We start from the raw sequence: 20,314 nt of genomic DNA, 5'->3' as shown, positions 1-20,314 counted from the left end.
CAGCCTCCATCAGGCAGATGAACTATGAACGGCGCTCTGTTTGCAGAACAGACTCAGCTATCACGATAAAAAGCGGATCAGATAAGGCGCGCCTCACCACCTGCGACAATGTGCTGCACCCCGTGGCGCGTGGGGTGCAGGCTGTTTGCGCAAGTGCTGATACAGATCAATCAAATCACCGAATCACTGTTCGTGGCCTTCAGGTGCTTGCGTCCGTCCTTGGCGCCGGCCACGGTCAGGGCGTCGGCCTCGGCTTCGGTGATATAAACCCGGTCCGCGCCCAGTTGCACGAAGGACATGGCTTTGTCGCTGTCGGTGCCGACGGTCACCTGCTCAGCGGGCAGGCTTTGTTCCTCGCCGGTTTCATCGACCTTGAAACGGCACGTGTGGCTTTCGATACGTACAGGCATGACAAGCTCCTTTTTATAGGCTGGTAATCGTTAGGTTCCAGCCTGTCGCCAAGCGTTCCAGGCAACTGACTGGCGGTCGCCGCTGTCCACCGCTTATCACTGATGAAAAAGGAGCGCATCCATGGACGCCTGGTGGCATGAAGTGTGGCAAACCCTGCAGGCCGAATTCGCCGATATCGGTGATGCTCGGCAATTGACGCAGATTACCGTGCGCCTGCTGATTGCAGCCGTGCTGGGTGGCATCCTGGGGTTTGAGCGAGAGAGCAAGGGCAAGGCGGCCGGCGTGCGCACCCACATGTTGGTGGCCATGGGAGCTGCGCTGTTTGTGTTGGTGCCGCAGATGTCCGGCAGCGAGGCGGATGCCATGAGCCGGGTGTTGCAGGGCGTGATTGCGGGGATCGGGTTTCTCGGGGCTGGCACCATCCTCAAGGGCAAGGAGGATGAGGCGGGACAGCACGTCAAGGGCCTGACCACCGCAGCCGGGTTGTGGATGACCGCCGCCATCGGTGTGGCGGCGGGGCTGGGGCGCGAGTCGACAGCGGTGCTGAGTACGTTGCTGGCCCTGGCGGTCTTCAGCCTGATGCCGAGGATCGTCAAACTGCTCGAAAAGGAACCGTGAGCAGGGTTTAAAGCATTGACTCAGCTTTGGCCACCTGAGCGTTCGCGTCGCATCTTTTCGATTTTACCTTTGCTCAGATGGCCACCGAAATCGTTCAACTCTTTGGTGTTCGCCCTTGTCCCGAACATGCGCGTCTTGAGTTTCTTCAGGTTTTCATTCGAGCTGCTTAAAAAGTTGGCGAAATCGCCAAGCTCTGCATCGAATGCTTTAAATAACATTTCAAGATTTCTGTATTTTGCCTGATGCAGGTAGTTATCACCTAACCCTTTGAGGCATGAGTTCTGGCTGGCTTCGAGCTTGTTCTTGTCTAGACGCTCGCCAATTCTTTCAAGAACCTTGGCGTTCGCTTCAGCATTTGGACCGTGCAAACATTGGCTGATATTGGCTTGGGTCATGAGTGGGCGGAGCTGGGCGAGGATCGTACGCGACTTGTCCGAGTCGGGGTTGTTCATGAGCTCTTCGATATTTTCCGGGGTCAGCAACGCGTTCAATTCATTGACGGTCTTATCCGCTTTTCCCGGTGCAGGCTGCGTGGGCGGTGTCGACCAGTCTGGGCCAGAACTCGGTGTTGAATTCGGGAGATTGGCGGGTGGTGATGGGTGACGTGGCGACACGTTGGTGTTTTGCCCAGTACCGGCAGGGGGGGCGTAATGCGGGTTGATGGTCGACATCGTTTTGGCCTCGTAGGAGTTCAACAAAACGCTACTGCCAGCAACCTGACCAGAGCGTTTACGCACCCGAGTATAAGGACGTCGAATCATGGTAAAACGGGGTATAGACCGACAGTGCTGTAAGGCATTTCGCTAATTGTGGTGTAAGGACGGCGCTCATATGCAGGTGCTGAAAAAGGGGCCGGTGCCGAGCATCGAACCCCTGAGTCTATCAATGATTCAAACGATGACGGGCGGCATCGTCTTTGGGGGTTCCTCTACCGCAGGCGGCTCGTTTTCAGGCGGCTCTTTCTCCGGAATCGGCTCCGGTTCGCTCGGCGGCAGGGTCGGGTTGTCGATATTCGGGTCCGGCGTTTCAGCCGGGATCGGGATATTCATCAGTGTGGCCTCCTTTGTGCTTTGCTCTATCGGTGGACAGCCGCTGCGGCGAATTGATTCCCCGCTCAATGGCGGCACATCCACCTGAACTTTTAACCGGGGCTCAGGCTCGGACCTATGACGGCCCGCTCAGGGAGAGCACCGCCGTATCAGAATCCGGATCAAGCAAAGAGCGTCCACAGGGCGTAAGGGGAAGATGCTCGATGACTGCTGAAACACTGGCTCCAGACGATTCCATATTGCCGCTGTCCCAGGCCTTGCTGCTGCCCAGGATCGCCATCGAAAGCACCACGCCTGTGATCGACGGCGGCGAATTTGCCGTCAAGGCCGTGATTGGCCAACGGGTTCATGTGACCAGCAAGGTGTTCGCCGACGGCCATGACACACTCTCTGTTTTGATCCGCTGGCGCCCACTGCGCGATGAAAGCTGGCACAGCGTGGTGATGACCGACGTGGGCAACAATGGCTGGGAGGGCGGGTTTACCGTCGAAGCACTGGGGCCCCATGAATTTTGCATCGAAGCCTGGATCGATACCTTCGCCAGCTTCTGCTATGAACTGCGCAAGAAACACGAGGCCGGTGTGCCAGTCAGCCTGGAGTTGCAGGAGGGCCGCAGCCTGGTGCTGCAGGCCGCCGAGCGCAGCGAAAACGAACTGCGCGACCGCCTGATGCTGTTGCACCACGAACTCTCCGGCCTGCTGGAAACCGAGCAGGTTGCGCAGTTCCTGCACGAAGACAGTGCACACCTGATGACCCAGGCCGATCACCGTGCCTATTTGAGCATCAGCACCGTGTACCCGATCGATGTGGAACGCACGGCTGCGCAATTTGCCAGTTGGTACGAGCTGTTTCCCCGCTCGATCACCGACGATCCGGCCCGTCACGGCACCTTCAATGACGTGCAGTCGCGCCTGTCGATGATCCATGACATGGGCTTCGACGTGCTGTACTTCCCGCCGATCCACCCCATCGGTCGCAGCCACCGCAAGGGCCGCAACAATTCCCTCACGGCCGGGCCGGACGACCCGGGCAGCCCCTACGCCATCGGTAGCGAGGACGGCGGCCACGAGGCGATTCACCCGCAGTTGGGCAGCCGCGATGACTTTCGCCGCCTGGTCAAGGCCGCCGCCGAGCATGGCCTGGAAATCGCTCTGGATTTTGCTATCCAGTGTTCCCAGGACCATCCGTGGCTCAAGCAGCACCCGGGCTGGTTCAACTGGCGGCCGGACGGCACGATCAAATACGCCGAAAACCCGCCGAAGAAATACCAGGACATCGTCAACGTCGACTTCTATGCGGCAGACGCGATTCCAGGCCTGTGGACCGAGTTGCGTGACATCGTGGTGGGTTGGGTGGAAGAGGGCGTGAAGACCTTTCGCGTCGACAACCCGCACACCAAGCCGCTGCCGTTCTGGCAATGGCTGATCAGCGACGTGCGTGCCAAGTTCCCGGAGGTGATCTTCCTGGCGGAAGCCTTTACCACGCCGGCGATGATGGCGCGGCTGGGCAAGGTCGGTTATTCCCAGAGCTACACCTATTTCACCTGGCGCAATACCAAGGCCGAACTGAGCGAATACTTCACGCAGTTGAACGAGTCGCCGTGGCGCGAATGCTTCCGGCCGAATTTCTTCGTCAATACCCCGGACATCAACCCAGGCTTCCTGCACGAATCTGGCCGCCCGGGTTTCTTGATCCGCGCGGCGCTGGCCACTCTGGGCTCGGGCCTCTGGGGTATGTATTCAGGCTTTGAGCTGTGCGAAGCCGCACCTGTGCCGGGCAAAGAGGAATACCTGGACTCGGAAAAGTACGAGATCCGCGTCAGGGATTTTACCGCCCCCGGCAACATCATTGCCGAGATCGCCCAGCTCAACCGCATCCGCCGGCAAAATCCGGCCTTGCAGACCCATCTGGGGCTCAAGCTATACAACGCGTGGAACGACAACATCCTGTATTTCGGCAAGCGCAGCGAGGATGGCAGCAACTTCATTCTCGTCGCGGTGAGCCTGGATCCTTATAACGCCCAGGAAGCGAATTTCGAGTTGCCGCTGTGGGAATTGGGCCTGCCCGACGATGCCCAGACCCAGGGCGAAGACCTGATGAACGGCCACCGCTGGACCTGGTACGGCAAGACCCAGTGGATGCGCATCGAGCCGCATATGCCGTTCGGTATCTGGCGCATCACCGTTTCCTGAGCCCGATAGAGAACCCCTGTGGGAGCTGGCTTGCCTGCGATGGCGGTCTATCAGCCAACATTTCTGGCCCTGACACACTGCCATCGCAGGCAAACCAGCTCCCACATTGACCGTGCTCCATCGAGCCAATGTCAGAGAATTCCAGGAGTTTCCAATGGCGAAGAAACCCACACCCTCCACCTTCATCAAAGACCCGCTCTGGTACAAGGACGCGGTGATCTACCAGGTTCACGTCAAATCCTATTTCGACGCCAATAACGACGGTATCGGTGATTTTCCAGGGCTGATCGCCAAGCTGGACTACATCGCCGACCTGGGCGTGAATACCATCTGGCTGCTGCCGTTCTACCCTTCGCCACGGCGCGACGATGGCTATGACATCGCCGAATACCAGGGCGTGCACAGCGACTACGGCACCCTGGCCGACGCCAAGCGCTTTATCGCCGAGGCCCACAAACGTGGTCTGCGGGTGATCACCGAGCTGGTGATCAACCATACGTCCGACCAGCACCCCTGGTTCCAGCGGGCGCGCAAGGCCAAGCCCGGCTCGGCGGCGCGGGACTTCTACGTGTGGTCCGATGACGACCAGAAGTACGACGGCACCCGCATCATTTTTCTCGACACCGAAAAGTCCAATTGGACCTGGGACCCGGTGGCCGGCCAGTACTTCTGGCACCGCTTCTATTCCCACCAGCCGGACCTGAATTTCGACAACCCAAAAGTCATGGAGGCCGTGCTGTCGGTGATGCGCTACTGGCTGGACATGGGCATCGACGGCCTGCGCCTGGATGCCATTCCGTACCTGATCGAGCGTGATGGCACCCACAACGAAAACCTGCCTGAGACCCATAACGTTCTCAAGCAAATCCGCGCGGAGATCGACGCTCATTACCCCGACCGCATGCTGTTGGCCGAAGCCAATCAGTGGCCCGAAGACACCCAACTCTATTTTGGCGACAAAAAAGGCGACGACGGCGATGAGTGCCACATGGCGTTTCACTTTCCGCTGATGCCGCGCATGTACATGGCCCTGGCGCAGGAAGATCGCTTCCCCATCACCGACATTCTGCGCCAGACCCCGGAAATTCCTGCCCATTGCCAGTGGGCGATCTTCCTGCGCAACCACGATGAATTGACCCTGGAGATGGTTACCGACAAGGAACGCGACTACCTGTGGAACTACTACGCCGCCGACCGTCGTGCGCGGATCAACCTGGGCATTCGCCGGCGCCTGGCGCCGCTGATGGAGCGTGACCGTCGGCGTGTCGAACTGCTCAACAGCCTGCTGCTGTCGATGCCCGGCACGCCGACCCTGTATTACGGCGATGAAATCGGCATGGGCGATAACATCTACCTGGGCGACCGCGATGGCGTGCGCACGCCGATGCAATGGTCTATCGACCGCAATGGCGGGTTCTCCCGTGCCGACCCAGCCAGCCTGGTGCTGCCGCCGATCATGGACCCGTTGTATGGCTATCAATCGGTCAACGTCGAGACCCAGACCCAGGACCCGCACTCGCTGTTGAACTGGACCCGACGCATGCTCGCCGTGCGCAAGCAATCCAAGGCGTTCGGGCGGGGCAGCTTGAAAATGCTCTCGCCGAGCAACCGCCGCATCCTGGCGTACACCCGTGAATTCACCGGGGACGACGGCCGTACCGAGATCATCCTGTGCGTGGCCAACGTGTCCCGCAGCGCCCAGGCGGCCGAACTGGACCTGTCGGCCTTCGCCGGCATGGTGCCGGTGGAGATGCTCGGCGGGAATGCCTTCCCGCCCATCGGCCAGCTCAATTTCCTGCTGACGTTAGCGCCTTATGGGTTTTACTGGTTCGTGCTGGCGGCGGAAAACCAGATGCCCAGCTGGCACGTGGAACCGGCCCAGAGCATGCCGGATTTCACCACCCTGGTACTGAAGAAGCGTATGGAAGAACTCCTGGAAGCACCGTGCCGAGACACCCTCGAGCAAACCTCGCTGCCGGCCTGGCTGCCCAAGCGACGCTGGTTTGCCGGCAAGGACGCGGCTATCGAGCGCGTGCACATCGCCTACGGTGTGCGGTTCGGTGACCCGCAGCATCCTGTATTGCTCAGTGAAATCGAGGTGACCAGCGCGGGGCAGGTCAATCGTTACCAACTGCCTTTCGGGTTTCTGGCAGAGGATCAATTCACCAGCGCCTTGCCCCAGCAATTGGCGCTGGCCCGGGTACGGCGCACGCGCCAGGTCGGGCTGGTGACCGATGCCTTCAGCCTTGAGCACTTTATTCGTGCGGTCATCCAGGGCCTGCAAGCCGGCACGGTGATTGATTCGAGCGATGGCCCCTTGCGCTTTGCCGCCACACCGCACCTGGCGGCGTTGCAACTGACCGATGAGGCGCAGGTGCGTTACCTGTCGGCCGAGCAATCCAACAGCTCGGTGGTGGTGGGGGAGAGCCTGGTGCTCAAGTTGATTCGTAAAGTGGCCAGCGGCGTGCACCCTGAACTGGAAATGAGCGCTTACCTGACCGAGGCGGGCTACCCGAATATTTCGCCGCTGATGGGCTCGGTGGTCCGACGTGACGAGCAAGGGCAGGACAACCTGCTGATGATTGCCCAGGGTTACCTGAGCAACCAGGGTGACGCGTGGGCCTGGACCCAGAACAGCCTGGAGCGGGCGATTCGGGATGAGCTGGCCGAGGCGATGTCCGAGCAGGAACAGCACTACAACGCCCTTGGCGAGTTAAAGGACTTTGCCGGTTTGCTGGGGCAACGCCTGGGGGAAATGCATGTCGTCTTGGGCGCAAGCACGCCGAACAAGGACTTCGCGCCGCAAGTGACCACGGCAAAGGACACCCAGGCCTGGGCCCGGGATGTGGGCGCGCAACTGGACCGTGCGCTGCAATTACTCAAACTTCATGAAACCCGGTTGAACCCCGCGGATCAGGCGTTGGTCAGTGAATTGCTGGTCCAGGAAAAAGCCATAGGCCGTTACGTGCAGGCCTTGGCCAAAGCCACGAAAGGCGGGCTGCGTATCCGGGTGCATGGCGACTTGCACTTGGGCCAGGTGTTGGTGGTGCAGGGCGATGCCTACCTGATCGACTTTGAAGGGGAGCCTGCGCGCCCGTTGCATGAGCGGCGTGGCAAGCACAGCCCCTATAAAGATGTAAGTGGCGTACTGCGTTCGTTTGATTACGCGGCGGCCATGGCCCTGAATGTGCAGGGTGTGGATCACTCGCCCGAGGCAGACCTGGCGCGCAAACGCGTAACCGATCGTTACTTGAAAGAGGCGCGCGAGGCATTTATCCAGGCTTATCAGGCAGCTACGTCTACACTGGCGCATGACTGGCAGGATGCCAAAGGCCAGGACGCAGCGCTGACGTTGTTCAGCCTGGAGAAGGCCGCGTATGAAGTGGCCTACGAAGCGGAGAACCGCCCGACCTGGTTGCCGGTGCCCCTGCAAGGGCTGCATGGCTTGCTGAGCGGGATGGTCTCTACAGAGAAAGCACCTATATCGAAAACTGCACGCGGTGGGGAGACGTCATGAGCTTTACACATAAAGAACCGCTGCAACCGAAGTTGACTGCATTACCGGCAGCCAAGGATGTCGAGGCGCTGGTACGCGCCGAACACCATGACCCGTTCTCGATTCTCGGGCCCCATGATGACGAGCAGGGCGGCCAGTTCATCCGTGCCTTCCTGCCGGAAGCCTTGAGCGTCCAGGTACTGGCGCGCGACAGTGGCGAGCACATCGGTAGCCTTGATGCGACCCAAGTGCCGGGCTTGTTTGTCGGCCACTTCAGTGCGCGCCAGGACTACCTGCTGAAAATCCAGTGGGCCGGTGGCGAGCAGATCACCGAAGATCCCTACAGTTTCAGCCAATTGCTCTTGGGTGAAATGGACCTGTACCTGTTTGCCGAAGGCAACCACCGAGACCTCAGCAGCTGCCTGGGCGCTCAGGTGACCAGTGTCGATGGCGTGCAGGGCGTACGCTTTGCCGTGTGGGCACCGAATGCGCGGCGGGTGTCGGTGGTGGGCGACTTCAATATCTGGGACGGTCGCCGTCACCCCATGCGTCTGCGGCATCCGTCGGGCGTGTGGGAGATCTTTATCCCACGCCTGCAACCGGGCGCAGCCTACAAATACGAGATCCTCGGCAGCCACGGCATTTTGCCGCTCAAGGCTGATCCGGTGGCGCTGGCCACGCAATTGCCCCCCGACACTGCGTCAAAGGTCGCCGAACCGCTGCAGGTTGACTGGCAGGACCATGAGTGGATGCAGGCCCGGGTCGAGAAACAGAAGCACACCGCACCGCTGTCGATCTACGAGTTGCACGTGGGGTCCTGGCAGGCCGAGCTGGACGAGGCGGGTGAAGTGGCGCGCCAATACAACTGGCGTGAACTGGCTGAGCGCTTGATCCCTTATGTGCAGCAACTGGGCTTCACCCATGTCGAGCTGATGCCGATCATGGAACACCCGTTTGGCGGTTCCTGGGGGTACCAGGCACTGTCACAATTCGCGCCGACTGCGCGTTTTGGTTCGCCGCAAGACTTTGCCTACTTTGTCGACGCCCTGCACCGGGCGGATATCGGTGTGATCCTTGACTGGGTGCCGGCGCATTTTCCTACCGATACCCACGGCCTGGCGCAGTTCGACGGCACCGCGCTGTACGAGTACGGCAACCCCCTGGAAGGCTTTCATCAGGACTGGGACACGCTGATCTACAACCTGGGCCGCACCGAAGTGCATGGCTTTATGCTGGCGTCGGCGTTGCATTGGCTCAAGCATTTCCACGTCGACGGCCTGCGCGTGGATGCAGTGGCCTCGATGCTCTACCGCGACTATTCGCGCAAAGCCGGTGAGTGGGTGCCCAACCGCCATGGCGGCCGCGAGAACCTGGAGGCCATCGACTTCTTGCGTCACCTCAATGACGTGGTTGCCCTCGAAGCGCCCGGCGCCTTGGTGATTGCCGAAGAATCCACGGCCTGGCCCGGTGTGAGCCAGCCAACCCAGCAGGGTGGCCTGGGCTTCAACTACAAGTGGAACATGGGCTGGATGCACGATTCGCTGCACTACATCCAGCAAGACCCGGTGTACCGCGCCCATCATCACAACGAGCTGAGTTTCGGCCTGGTGTACGCGTGGTCCGAGCGTTTTATCCTGCCGATCTCCCACGATGAAGTGGTGCACGGCAAGCATTCGCTGATCGACAAGATGCCCGGCGACCGTTGGCAGAAGTTCGCCAACCTGCGCGCCTACCTGGCGTTCATGTGGATGCACCCGGGCAAGAAGCTGCTGTTCATGGGCTGCGAGTTCGGCCAATGGCGCGAGTGGAACCACGACCAGCAACTGGACTGGTACTTGTTGCAATACGCCGAACACAAAGGCGTGCAAAAACTGGTAGGCGATTTGAACCGCCTGTACCGCGAAGAGCCGGCGCTGCACGAGCAGGACGACGCGCCCCAGGGCTTCCAGTGGCTGATCGGCGATGACGCGATCAACAGCGTCTACGCCTGGCTGCGCTGGAGCAAGGATGGTCGGCCGGTGCTGGTGGTCGCCAACTTTACCCCGGTGCCGCGGGAGGCCTACAAGGTCGGCGTGCCATTTGCCGGGCGTTGGAGTGAGGTGATCAACAGTGATGCGGACACTTATGCAGGTTCCAATTACGGCAATGGTGGGGATGTCTTCACCCAGGACGAGCCGCAGCATGGGCAGCCTGTGTCGTTGTCGTTGAATCTGCCGCCCCTGGGGGTGTTGATCCTGCGACCCGAATAACCGCCAATACTGGCCAGCAGGCACTCACGGGCTGTGCAGCGGTTGTATCGCGCTGCATGGCCCGCTGTCGTTTTGTGCCATCGAATGTTGACTTGGATTGTCACAAATATCTCTGGAACATTTTCCTACGCGGCTTCCACACAAGGATGTCGGCAATAAGGCGCAGTTCTTTCAGCTCTGCTCGCTTTTTCGCTGGGTCCGTGAACGCCAATCCAGAGAAGAAAAAACACCATGACGTCTGTCCAGTTGAGAGCACCCGGAACTCCCTTGACCGCTCACGGCAAGCTGCTGCCTGAAAAACCTTTAGCTTCTCCCGCAAAAGCCCAGCCGTTATCGACTGCGCGCAACCCGGCTCAGCCTGACGCGGTGGGTGCAAGGCTGGCAGACCTTGATCAGATGTTGAAAGTGTTGCACGAGCTGAAGGCAGGCAAAGGCACTCCTGATGCGCAAAAAGTCCATGTGGTGCTCGGCAAGCAATCGTCGCTCGTACCGACTACCGGTGTGACTGCGCCGGGCACTAACCAGTTGGACACTATGCTCAAGTTCTACGGCGTTGTTCCGTCGAACCCACGAACGCCTGCCGAGGTGCAAGCAGCGATTCATGCCGTGGAAAATACCCGCAGTGAAATATCCCTGGGCCTGGATGACGATTCCACTCGGGTCGATGCGTTGCTGCAGGAGAGTAGCGAGGGTGCTATTGCTGAGGTCGTCAATGAAACAGAGGTGGCACGCAAAAAACCGTTGCTCAGCTATCTGACCGAAGGCCTCTCGGCGCAAGCGCTGGAAAAGGCCAAGGACACACCCGCCGTACTGTTGGCGCTGATTCTCAAGTCGCCCAATGCAGAACGACTGCTTCAAACGTTGCTGAAGAAACTGGGCGGTGCCGAGTTCTCGCTGAATGACGTTATTTCCCCGGCCGTCAAGGTGCGGCTGGTCATGAAAGCCATCGCCTTGAGCCTGGACCCATTAACCGGGCGCAAGGCTGGACACGTCGCGGGATTCGACCTGACCTCTCGTGATCTGTGGGGGCAAAGCTATGGGTCTATCAGCGCAAGCCTTCACCAGCATCTGGTGGATGCGAAGAAACTGTCCCCCCTTGAAGCGCACCTGGCTGCTTACATTCTTAAACCGAGTTTGCCAGCTGAGTTCGCCGTGGCGGATATCCCTGAGGCGTTGCCGTATCAAGGAAGCGCTGTCTGGGTGAATTTCAAGCACGGTGTCGCGCTGGCTGAAATGATTGAACCGGGTTCGGCACGCCGCATGAGTTTCCAGGCGCTGGTTGACTTGCCCGGCAAGCTGAGCGAACAGGCGACCACGGACGAACAGCGCGGGCTCATCACCGCGACGCGCATTCCGGCCATTCTGGAGTGGGCGACAGCGCAGGGCGTGATCCCGCAGAAAGACGAGTATTCCCAGGATGAAATTCAGCATGCTGTCTTGGTGTTTGATGAACATGTGAGTGACATCGTAGAAGCCACCACGCAATTGGCCACCGATGTGCCGATGCGCAAGCAGTATTTTGAGCGGATGGAAAAGGGCACCTCGCGCACTGAGGTGTTGTCGCTGATCAGTCCTTTTTTTGCGCTGTATCGACACCTCAATGGCGAGAAAATCAGGCCGTCTGACGCGGTCTATGAGTACCCGGTTTACGATGAGGACCGCTTTGAGAGCGAGTTTGGGCGCTATCTGACCCAAGCCAAGGCAGGCTACGCCCGGGTGGTGCTCAGCCAACTGGCCCAGCTTCCATTCAAGGATCGGGTGGCAATCGAGAGGGGTGAGGTCACGCTGTATGCCCTCAGGGTCAAGCCTGGCTCCGACACGGAGACCGATGACGACAAGAAGGCGGCTTTGACGCGCCCGGGCTTCCTGATAAAGGCGGTGTACGAAGGGCAGACCCATTACTATGAAATGAATCCGGTGAAAGGGATTGCCCGGCGTCGTGATGATCTGAAACCGGTCCTGGAGTCGTACGATCCGACAGAAAAAAACTACACAAAGGACTTTGTTTCCATCGAACACTCGGACGATGGGGCTGCGTCCGAATCCATTGTTGTACGCAATAGCCGCACAGGCAGGGCGGCGTTCAAGCAAGCGTGGATTGACTTCAAGGCCGGCAAGGGGCCACGACCGAAAAGTTTCAGCATCGTGGTGCCTCAACAGCTTGCGCACTTTCCTGCTCCTACCAGCCCGTCGAAAGACTCAGTACCCCGTACACTGACGTCCAACCGTTCTGAAGAAATCGCAGTGGCAATCAGTCGAGGCCTGTTCTATGTCAACGAAGACAAATTGCAGGAGTGGGCCGCGTCTGACCCTGACCGCAAAAGCTCGGCGCACAAAAATGACCAAGCGTTCTGGGAGCGGATAAAGGGTGTGGGGCAGTTCTTTATCCCGTTTTGGAGTGGCATTGAGGATCTCGTCAACGGACGGACCAAGGACGGCATTCTGGGCCTGGTGGTGGATGGGCTCTTCACCTTCGCCGGCCCGGCCGGCCGGTTGGCGTCAGGCACGGTGCGCGTGTTGTCTGGCGCGGGACGGCTCACCCTGCGAGGGCTCTTACCGAAGTTCGCGCCTCTGGTGAAGCAGTTCGGGGTGTCCGTGGGCCACAACCTGAACCCGCTCGATCCGGTACTGCATGGCATAAACTTCAAAGGCGGGAAGTCGCTCACATTCAAACCCGCAGACATCAGCAGAATCAAGGCGGGTGCTGCGCAGTTCAAGCAGTCATTGTCGTTCAAACCGCCTGGCAAGGGCCGTTATGAGGTCACACCCGACCTGCCTCTCACCACGAGGAGCTTGCCCGAAGGGGGAACGGTCAGGGTCCCTGATGGCATCTCCAGCGACCAGGTACGTGTACTGAAAAGGCAGCATCACACCGACGTGGTGGTCGGCGATGACGTCTTTCGTTTTGACCCGCGCAACCCCGACAAGCTGATCAAGGTGGGCGGTCCGGAGCAGGCAGGGCCGCTGGACGGTTTTACACTGACCTGCGGCGCGGTGGGCAAGCGGTCAAAGCGAGACGTGGACGACCTGTGTTACACCAAGCTCATCGAGCCTGGTGGTACGCCGGTTTTCCAGGATGCCCAAGCGCTTGAGCATCGCCGATTGATTCCTATGGCAGGGCAGGCCAACAGGCCGCGTACTGTGGTGCATGAACATCGGTTATATCGGGTCAACGAGGTGGGTAACCAGGAGCTTTTGCCGATCGCGACTCGACAGCCTATCACCTACAAACCTCACACGAGCGGCACACGGGTCAACGAACCGGATTTTGGTTTTGATGACTTTGGCCAGCCCCGGGCGCTGAACCAGGACACCGTGGTGGTGAAGATGGACGCGATCAGCGATCTGAGCCATGACCAGCGTGTTGTCAGAGGGGTCAAGGTCGACCACGGTGGCAAGCAGTACGTGGTGGTGGAGGGCGACACGGGCGTTCACTACTACGCCGAGCTCACGGGTTCCGACACCCTGGATTTCCATCGATTGACCCGTAATGACCCGGTAGACGCTGACTTCATTCGCCAACACGATCAGTTCAAGGACCTCCATGGCTACGTGGCGCAGGGTACACCCAACAACCAACTGGTGGTTTTGCCGAGCATTGAGACCCTGATCAATAAAATCCTGGCGGAGAATCCCCTGTCACCGGCGGAAATCGACCATCTGGTCAAGGTACTCAGCGGGCTGACGGTCGAGAAGCGGCGTGAAGTTTTGATGGCTGTCTACGCAAGCGGAAATAATCCGGGGAAAGTGGTGGTCGCGGCAAAACCGATCCGGCTTGAGCCCATCAAGAAGCCCGCGGACTTCGCACAACTGACACCCGAGCAGCAGAACGGCGTGTATGCGCAAGGTGGCAAGAAGGCAGTGGACGATCAGTTTGACGCCACGGGCATACGCTCCGCCAATCAACAGGTGCCCGGCCAACCGGGTGAACACGTGCGCAATCAGAGTGCCTCGGAAACCGTGGGGTGGCTGTATACGCGAACGAATGCGCCCAATTACTCCGAAATTGTGCTCAAGACCGGGGCCGGTAATTGCGACCAGATGGCCAAGGTCGCGGTTGATACGATCAACGTCAGTGGCGGCAACGCCCGTATCGCGCAAGTACCCGGGCATACGTTTGCTATTGTCGGTGGCCCGCCTGGATCACCGCGCAGCCAAGGGTTTACCGGGCCCGAGTGGGCGGACGCCTGGGTGGTCGACCCCTGGGCGGGTATCACCTGCCCGGCCGTGGACTACCCGGTCCGGTTCAAGGCACGGATGCAGGAGTGGAGCCACTCGGGCAGGCGAATCCTGATCAGCAACGGGAAGACACCGCCGCAGTCGGTCTGGAGCGATCCCATGACGCCACGCTGGATCGATGCAACGGTCAATGGCGAGGCTCAAGTGTTCTGAGCATCGCGCCGTCGTCTATGCTGAAGCCGGGGGTTATTCAGGCGGTCAAAACCAGACAATGCCTCTATCTGGCGTGATTCAGTTGTTCAGGGTGCTGGCAGGGTGCCACAATGGCGCCTTTGTCGTGGCAGTCGAAGCAGGCGGATTTCATGAACGGCCTTGGGCGTGGGCGGGACCAGGATTGTTTTATCGAGGAGCAGGTGCGAACGGACCGTTTGCACCAGCTGTTTCGTCAGTCGTTCGCCGCCATTTTCGGCAGTTACCTGGGCGCCGCCATGCTCTGCTGGCTGTGCTGGGACCGCTTTGATCATCAGGTGATGTTGATCTGGATGGTGGTGCTGGCGGTCACCTCGCTGCTGCGCCTCAAGATGTTCATGGACTGGTTCCGCTGCCCGAACATCGAACGCACTCCCGATCGTTGGGAGCGCCGCTACTGGGTCACGTTGATGCTGTCGGCCGGCGTGTGGGGCCTGGGTGCCCTGGCCGTGATGCCCACCGACGACCGCGTGTCCCAGGTGTTGGTGATGCTGTTTACCGTGGGCATGTCGGTCAGCGCGGTGTCCTGTTACTCCGCCTATCGCTACATGACCCTGGGTTCCATGGGCCTGGTGTTACTGCCGTGCACGCTGTGGCTGCTGTTTCAGCCGTCGCCGATGCAGGTGGGCGTGGCGGTGGCGGTGCTGGTGTTCTCGACCTTTGTGGTCAGCGCCACGCGCAAATTGTCCGATGCCCTGGAAAAAGCCTTCCGCCTGACCCGGCAGATGGAACGCGCTCACAACATCTCCACCCGCGCCGCACAGACCGACGAGCTTACCGGGCTGATGAACCGTCGCGCCTTCTTCGAACATGCCCAGTTGTTGTACGCCCAATGCCGGCACAACCAACAGCCGTTGAGCGCGCTGATGATGGACATGGACCACTTCAAAGACATCAACGACACCTACGGCCACCAGGCGGGTGACCAGGTACTGCGCCAGATTGGCGGGGTGATCAGTGCGTCGTTTCGCCAGGCCGACGTGTATGGCCGCCTGGGTGGCGAAGAGTTTGCCGTGCTGTTGCCCAACACCTCATTGGAAACCGCCCGCGACATCGCCGAGCAACTGATCAAGGCGATTTCCGGCCTGGCCGCCGAACCTGTGCACGGCCTGACCGCCAGCCTGGGCGTGGCCACCACCCGCAGCCTCGACCAGGACCTGCACAGCTTGATGAACACCGCCGACAAGGCGCTGTACCGGGCCAAGGCCCTGGGGCGCAATCAGGTGGCGGTGGCGGAGTAGGGCTCAGTCCCGGGCCATTGACTTGGCCAGTGCCCGTGCCACCTGCTCGGCCGAGTAGGGCTTGGCCAGGAACTCGAAGCCTTCATAGCCGCTGTCGGCCAACTCTTCGCTGTAGCCCGAGGTGAGCACCACCGGCAGGTCCGGGCGGCGTTGGCGCATCAGCCTGGCCATCGCCACGCCGGTCATGCCTGGCATCACCACGTCCGAGAAAATCCCGTCGAAGGCCATGGCATCCTCCCCGGCCAGCGCCAGTGCCTGTTCGGCATCGGTGGCCCAGGTGGTCTGGTAGCCCAGGTCCTGCAGGATCTGGTTGGCGAAGCGGCCCACTTCCAGGTTGTCTTCGACGATCAGGATATGCCGCAGGGTGGTGTCGGGCAGCGGGGCGTGTTCCTCGGGTTGCGCAGGCGGTTGCACAGTGGGAGGCGCCACTTCGGGCAGGTACAGGGTAAACACCGTGCCGCGCCCGAGGGTGCTGGCCACGTCGACGTTGCCGCCCGATTGCTTGGCAAACCCGAACACCTGGGACAAGCCTAGGCCGGTGCCTTTGCCCACGGCCTTGGTGGTAAAGAACGGCTCGAAAATGCGCTCCACGTTGTCGCCGGGAATGCCGCTGCCGGTGTCGGCCAGGGATACGGCCACACACGGCTGGCGCACTTCGGCCTCCCCGCGAATACGCGGCAAGGCCGGCACGCTGGCCACGCGCAGGGTCAGTTGGCCCTGGCCGTCCATGGCGTCACGGGCGTTGAGGGCCATGTTGATCAGGGCGGTTTCAAACTGGCTGGAATCGACGCGCACATGGCACGGCGTGGCAGGCAGTTCGATTTGCACGTGGATGCGCGCACCGGTCACGCTTTCGAGCATTTCGCCGATGTTCTTGACCCGCAGGCTCACGTCGAAGACTTCCGGGTTCAGCGGTTGGCGACGGGCGAAGGCGAGCAGTTGGCTGGTGAGCTTGCTGGCCCGCTCGACGGTGTCGGAGACGGCGCCCATGTAGCGTTGGCGGCGTTCTTCGGACAGCCCGGGCTGGCGCAGGAAGTCCATGGACGAGCGAATGATGGTCAACAGGTTGTTGAAGTCATGGGCCACGCCACCGGTCAATTGGCCGATGGCTTCGAGTTTCTGTGATTGGTGCAGGGCGGCTTCGGCCTGGGTCAGCGCGGTGGTGCGCTCTTCTACCCGTTGCTCCAGGGTGGCGTTTAATTCGGTGATGGCCGTCAGCCCGTCGCGCACTGCCGCGTCGGCGCGCACGCGCTCGATATGCGCCCAGGAGCGCTCGGTGACTTCGCCCACCAAGGCCAGGTCGTAAGGCGACCACACACGGGCGTTCTTGTGATGCACCGCCATCAGCGCCGTCAGGTGCCCGTCCTTGATCAGCGGAAAGCACACCGTCGCCAAGGCGCCCAGGGCCTGGTAGCTGGCGGCTTCGCTTGGGGCGAATTCCACGCGGTTGTCGTGGATCACCAGGGGCTCGCCTGCGCGCAAACGGCGCACGGCCAACTCGCCGAACGACGCCAGGCTGTAGCGCCCGACGATACTGGGTGACCCGGGCGCGGCCCAGTTGCCGCGAATGGTGAAGCCGTCCTGGTCGTCGTCCATGTCGGCATACGCGCAGTTCGACACGTGCAGGTGCTCGGCCAGCAACCGCGTGGTGCTGGTCATGATGGCTTCGGCATCGATGGCATTGGCTACCGCACTGCCGATGGCGTCCAGCACCGCTAGACGGCGTGTGAGAAACACGGTGGCGGTGGTCTCAGTGACGGTATTGAGCAGGCCCACGACCTTGCCCTGGGAGTCGCGGATCGGGCTGTAGCAAAAGGTGAAATAGGCCTGTTCGGCCCCGGCGCCGCGCTCGATCACCAACGGGAAATTTTCGACATAGGTGGCGTGCCCTTCGAAGACCGCCTGGGCAATGGGGCTGACCTCTTCCCAGGCTTCACGCCAGACCTCGTTGAACGGACGCCCCAGCGCATAGGGCTTGTCGCCCAGGATCGGGGTCATGGCGTCGTTGTAGAGCATGGTCAGGTGAGGGCCCCACGCGATGGACTGCGGGAAGCTGGAGGCAAAGCACAAGGCCACGGTGGTCTTGAGGACATCGGGCCAGTGTTCCAGCGGGCCCAGGGGCGTCGCGGCCCAATCATGCTGGCGAACGCGCTCAGCCATGTCGCTGCTGCTTTGCAGCCAATTCATCATTGGGAAAACACCTTGTTCGCCTCGGTCGGTTCAACGCCTGGAAGGGGCGGCCTGACAAGCAACAGACCGGAATGCCCGCTAGCAGTTCAGCGGGATTTTCCGAATGATATCAATTTGATGCTTCGGTGGCGTGGGGCTTCTGCAAATCCATTATTGCGCGCCAAAAACCCCCGTCCAGTAAATCCCTGCATCGCTCTTGGGGTCCATCGCATAGGCGGCACCCAGCTCACGGAATTGCGGGTTCATCAGGTTGGCGCAATGGCCCGGGCTGGCCAGCCAGCCGTCCACCACTTTGCGCGGGGTGTCCAGGCCAGCCGCGATGTTTTCGCCGATGTTCTTCGCGATATATCCGGCCAGTTCGGCGCGGTCACCCGGGGTGCGGCCGTCGTGGTCGAGGTGGTCGAAGAAGTTGCCGTTGGCCATGTTGCGTGTGTGACTGTTGGCGGCATTGGCCAGGTCGTCGTTCCACGACAGCGGGGTGGTTGCGGGAAAGGCTTGGGTGCCGCATTGGCGCGGCTGTTCACGGGCGGCGTTGATCAGGCCGAGCAGTTGCTTGCCTTCGGTCTGCCAATCGCCCAGGCCACTGGACAGCAGCGGGCGGGCGAGTACGATGCGCCAGTCCTGGCCGCTGTTGCTCACACCGATGTCGACAAACTGCGGGTCCAGCACTACGCGGCAGAAACTTTCGCGCACGGCCTTCATCGCCGCTTGCGCGTCCTTGGGGCCCGACAGGCTGATGGCCTGCACATTGACCATCGGGTAGGCCGCACGGGCCAGGGCCTGCTGCAGGTCGCCAACGTTGGTGGCGGGCAGCACGAGCCGGGTGTCGCTGGCCAGCGGCGGCAGTTCCTGGGAACCCTGGTTGCCGCAGCGCTGTACCTGGCTGCGGTAATCGTTGATCTGTTGTACCAACTGACTTTCTTCATTCGCCATCGCGCTGGCGCAGAACACCAAACTGGCGGCCAGCGTCGTAAGACCCATCATCAATGACAGAACGCGCATGGACGTTACCCTTGAGCTTGAAAGTGCCCATGATGCGCGATGTAGGTGCGTCCATGCACCCGTTGGTCCGAACTTTTTTCCTCAGTTCTTGAATGCCGAGTGTTTGCGGCCCTGATCGCACAAGGCAAACACCACCACCAGCAGGGCCGAAACCGCGAGGATTATCACAACGCCATCAGTGGAGTGAGTGGCTGAGGCCGCCACCATCGACAGCGCCCCTAATGGCGCGAGGCCACCGGCGATGGCGGTGCCGATTTCACGCCCGGTGCCAAAGCCCGAAGAGCGGGTCTGGGTCGGGAACTGACGGCTCAGGAACGAGCCCTGTGGCGCAAACATCATCGGCGCCAGGATGCCGGTGCCCACGCCAATGGCCAGGTAGATCATCAGGCTTTCGCCACTGTTGAGCAGCGCCAGGAACGGGTAGGCGAACAGCAGCGAGCACACCCCGCCGAGCATCAACACGGTCTTGCTGCTCCATTTGTCGCACAGCCAGCCGAAGCAGGGCACGGCGACGATGGCGATCAGGCTGGCGATGGTCACCGACAGCGAGGTGACGTGCACGTCCACGCCTTTGAACTGGGTGAGGTAGGCCAGGGAAAAGGTCTTGAAGATGTAGCTCAGGGCGTTGTAGCCAATCGCCACGAAGAACACCACCGCCAGGCCCTTCAGGTCGTTCTTGAACAAGGCCTTGAGCGGTGATGCCTTGGCTTTGCTTTCGGCCTTGCTCAGCTCGTTGAATTGCGGGGTTTCCGGGATGCTGCGGCGCACCCACAGGCCCACGCCCACCAGCACGATGCTGCACACAAACGGGATGCGCCAGCCGCCGGCCAGCAGGAACTCGTTGCCGTTGATGGTCAGCAGGTAAACCGTGAGCGAGGACAGCAGCAAGCCCAGGTTCAGGCCCAGTGCCGGCCAGGCACCCTGGCTGCCGCGTTTGTTTTGGGAGGCGTGCTCGTAGGACGTCACCGCCGCTCCCGACAACTCGGCACCGGCGCCCAGGCCCTGGATGATGCGGATAAACACCAGCACGATCGGCGCCCAGATGCCGATGGAGGCGTAGCTGGGGATCAGGCCGATCAGCGTGGTGCACACGCCCATCAGGCAGAAGGTCAGCACCAGCACTTGCTTGCGACCGAACTTGTCGCCCAGGTAGCCAAACAGAATGCCGCCGAACGGGCGTGCGATAAAGCCGATGGCGAAGGTGGAAAAGGCCATCAGCGTGGCGGTCTTCGGATCACTGTTATCGAAGAAGATCTTCGAGAACACAATCGCGGCCATGGTGGCGTAGAGGTAAAAATCGTACCACTCCAGCATTGAGCCAAAGATGGTGGCGGCCGCGACTTTGCGCAGGCGCTTGCGGGTTTGCTCGGGCGTTTCGGTGCTGGGGATGGAGGCGGGGGCCGTCATGCGTTACTTCCTTCTGAGTCTTTATAGTTAT

Annotated in this window: 12 protein-coding genes; 6 read left to right on the top strand and 6 right to left on the bottom strand. The window is 60.7% G+C overall.

All coding sequences use genetic code 11. From position 1 onward, the window contains the following. Positions 1–170: 170 nt before the first annotated feature. On the bottom strand, positions 171–410 hold the full coding sequence (locus ACVWVP_RS29295) for a DUF3203 family protein (protein ID WP_178923351.1): 240 nt from the start codon (positions 408–410) through the stop codon (positions 171–173). Positions 411–531: 121 nt separating this feature from the next. On the opposite strand from ACVWVP_RS29295, the gene ACVWVP_RS29290 reads away from it, so the two are divergent. Further along, entirely contained in the window at positions 532–1,029 is a 498-nt protein-coding gene (locus ACVWVP_RS29290) for an MgtC/SapB family protein (RefSeq protein WP_457409530.1), read from the top strand. 20 nt (positions 1,030–1,049) lie between these two features. Here the strand turns inward: ACVWVP_RS29290 and ACVWVP_RS29285 are convergent, their stop codons facing one another. Both ACVWVP_RS29285 and ACVWVP_RS29280 read right to left on the bottom strand, forming a co-directional pair. Next, on the bottom strand, positions 1,050–1,700 hold the full coding sequence (locus ACVWVP_RS29285) for a hypothetical protein (protein ID WP_259171198.1): 651 nt from the start codon (positions 1,698–1,700) through the stop codon (positions 1,050–1,052). A gap of 219 nt (positions 1,701–1,919) precedes the next feature. Then, positions 1,920–2,078: a hypothetical protein gene (locus tag ACVWVP_RS29280; RefSeq protein ID WP_259171199.1), complete on the bottom strand. Its 159-nt coding sequence runs from the start codon at positions 2,076–2,078 to the stop codon at positions 1,920–1,922. A 203-nt stretch (positions 2,079–2,281) separates the two neighbouring features. Here ACVWVP_RS29280 and ACVWVP_RS29275 point away from each other — a divergent pair, with 203 nt between their 5' ends. From ACVWVP_RS29275 to ACVWVP_RS29255, 5 genes are all read left to right on the top strand, one after another. Beyond that, complete coding sequence (locus ACVWVP_RS29275; RefSeq protein ID WP_457409525.1) at positions 2,282–4,270, top strand: alpha-1,4-glucan--maltose-1-phosphate maltosyltransferase; 1,989 nt, start codon at positions 2,282–2,284, stop codon at positions 4,268–4,270. Between the two features lie 154 nt (positions 4,271–4,424). After that, positions 4,425–7,787, top strand: a complete 3,363-nt coding sequence (gene treS / locus ACVWVP_RS29270) for a maltose alpha-D-glucosyltransferase (protein WP_259171201.1) — start codon at positions 4,425–4,427, stop codon at positions 7,785–7,787. Further along, complete coding sequence (glgB, locus tag ACVWVP_RS29265) at positions 7,784–10,015, top strand: 1,4-alpha-glucan branching protein GlgB (RefSeq protein ID WP_457409524.1); 2,232 nt, start codon at positions 7,784–7,786, stop codon at positions 10,013–10,015. The genes treS and glgB overlap by 4 nt, the downstream gene beginning before the upstream one ends. Positions 10,016–10,282: 267 nt before the next feature. Beyond that, the gene (locus ACVWVP_RS29260) at positions 10,283–14,407 is read left to right on the top strand and encodes a hypothetical protein (RefSeq protein WP_457409521.1); all 4,125 of its coding nucleotides are present in this window, start codon (positions 10,283–10,285) and stop codon (positions 14,405–14,407) included. Positions 14,408–14,517: 110 nt separating this feature from the next. Further along, positions 14,518–15,684 carry a GGDEF domain-containing protein gene (locus tag ACVWVP_RS29255; protein ID WP_178923360.1) on the top strand — a complete coding sequence of 389 codons (1,167 nt, stop codon included), beginning with the start codon at positions 14,518–14,520 and terminating at the stop codon, positions 15,682–15,684. Positions 15,685–15,687: 3 nt separating this feature from the next. Here the strand turns inward: ACVWVP_RS29255 and ACVWVP_RS29250 are convergent, their stop codons facing one another. The 3 genes from ACVWVP_RS29250 to ACVWVP_RS29240 form a co-directional block, all read right to left on the bottom strand. After that, positions 15,688–17,874 carry an ATP-binding protein gene (locus tag ACVWVP_RS29250; RefSeq protein WP_457409519.1) on the bottom strand — a complete coding sequence of 729 codons (2,187 nt, stop codon included), beginning with the start codon at positions 17,872–17,874 and terminating at the stop codon, positions 15,688–15,690. A 150-nt stretch (positions 17,875–18,024) separates the two neighbouring features. Then, on the bottom strand, positions 18,025–18,876 hold the full coding sequence (locus ACVWVP_RS29245; RefSeq protein ID WP_178923364.1) for a CAP domain-containing protein: 852 nt from the start codon (positions 18,874–18,876) through the stop codon (positions 18,025–18,027). A gap of 81 nt (positions 18,877–18,957) precedes the next feature. Then, complete coding sequence (locus ACVWVP_RS29240) at positions 18,958–20,283, bottom strand: MFS transporter (protein WP_178923366.1); 1,326 nt, start codon at positions 20,281–20,283, stop codon at positions 18,958–18,960. Positions 20,284–20,314 lie beyond the last annotated feature (31 nt).

The organism is Pseudomonas sp. TE24901 (assembly GCF_054058375.1).
The sequence above is the reverse complement of the archived record's forward strand: the minus strand, read 5'-3'. Positions and strand labels throughout refer to the sequence as shown.

Excerpts from the sequence above, each read along its gene's own strand:
- ACVWVP_RS29295 (WP_178923351.1), bottom strand. The coding sequence starts at position 410 with ATGCCTGTACGTATCGAAAGCCACACGTGCCGTTTCAAGGTCGATGAA.
- ACVWVP_RS29290 (WP_457409530.1), top strand. The coding sequence starts at position 532 with ATGGACGCCTGGTGGCATGAAGTGTGGCAAACCCTGCAGGCCGAATTC.
- ACVWVP_RS29285 (WP_259171198.1), bottom strand. The coding sequence starts at position 1,700 with ATGTCGACCATCAACCCGCATTACGCCCCCCCTGCCGGTACTGGGCAA.
- ACVWVP_RS29280 (WP_259171199.1), bottom strand. The coding sequence starts at position 2,078 with ATGAATATCCCGATCCCGGCTGAAACGCCGGACCCGAATATCGACAAC.
- ACVWVP_RS29275 (WP_457409525.1), top strand. The coding sequence starts at position 2,282 with ATGACTGCTGAAACACTGGCTCCAGACGATTCCATATTGCCGCTGTCC.
- treS (WP_259171201.1), top strand. The coding sequence starts at position 4,425 with ATGGCGAAGAAACCCACACCCTCCACCTTCATCAAAGACCCGCTCTGG.
- glgB (WP_457409524.1), top strand. The coding sequence starts at position 7,784 with ATGAGCTTTACACATAAAGAACCGCTGCAACCGAAGTTGACTGCATTA.
- ACVWVP_RS29255 (WP_178923360.1), top strand. The coding sequence starts at position 14,518 with ATGGCGCCTTTGTCGTGGCAGTCGAAGCAGGCGGATTTCATGAACGGC.
- ACVWVP_RS29250 (WP_457409519.1), bottom strand. The coding sequence starts at position 17,874 with ATGATGAATTGGCTGCAAAGCAGCAGCGACATGGCTGAGCGCGTTCGC.
- ACVWVP_RS29245 (WP_178923364.1), bottom strand. The coding sequence starts at position 18,876 with ATGCGCGTTCTGTCATTGATGATGGGTCTTACGACGCTGGCCGCCAGT.
- ACVWVP_RS29240 (WP_178923366.1), bottom strand. The coding sequence starts at position 20,283 with ATGACGGCCCCCGCCTCCATCCCCAGCACCGAAACGCCCGAGCAAACC.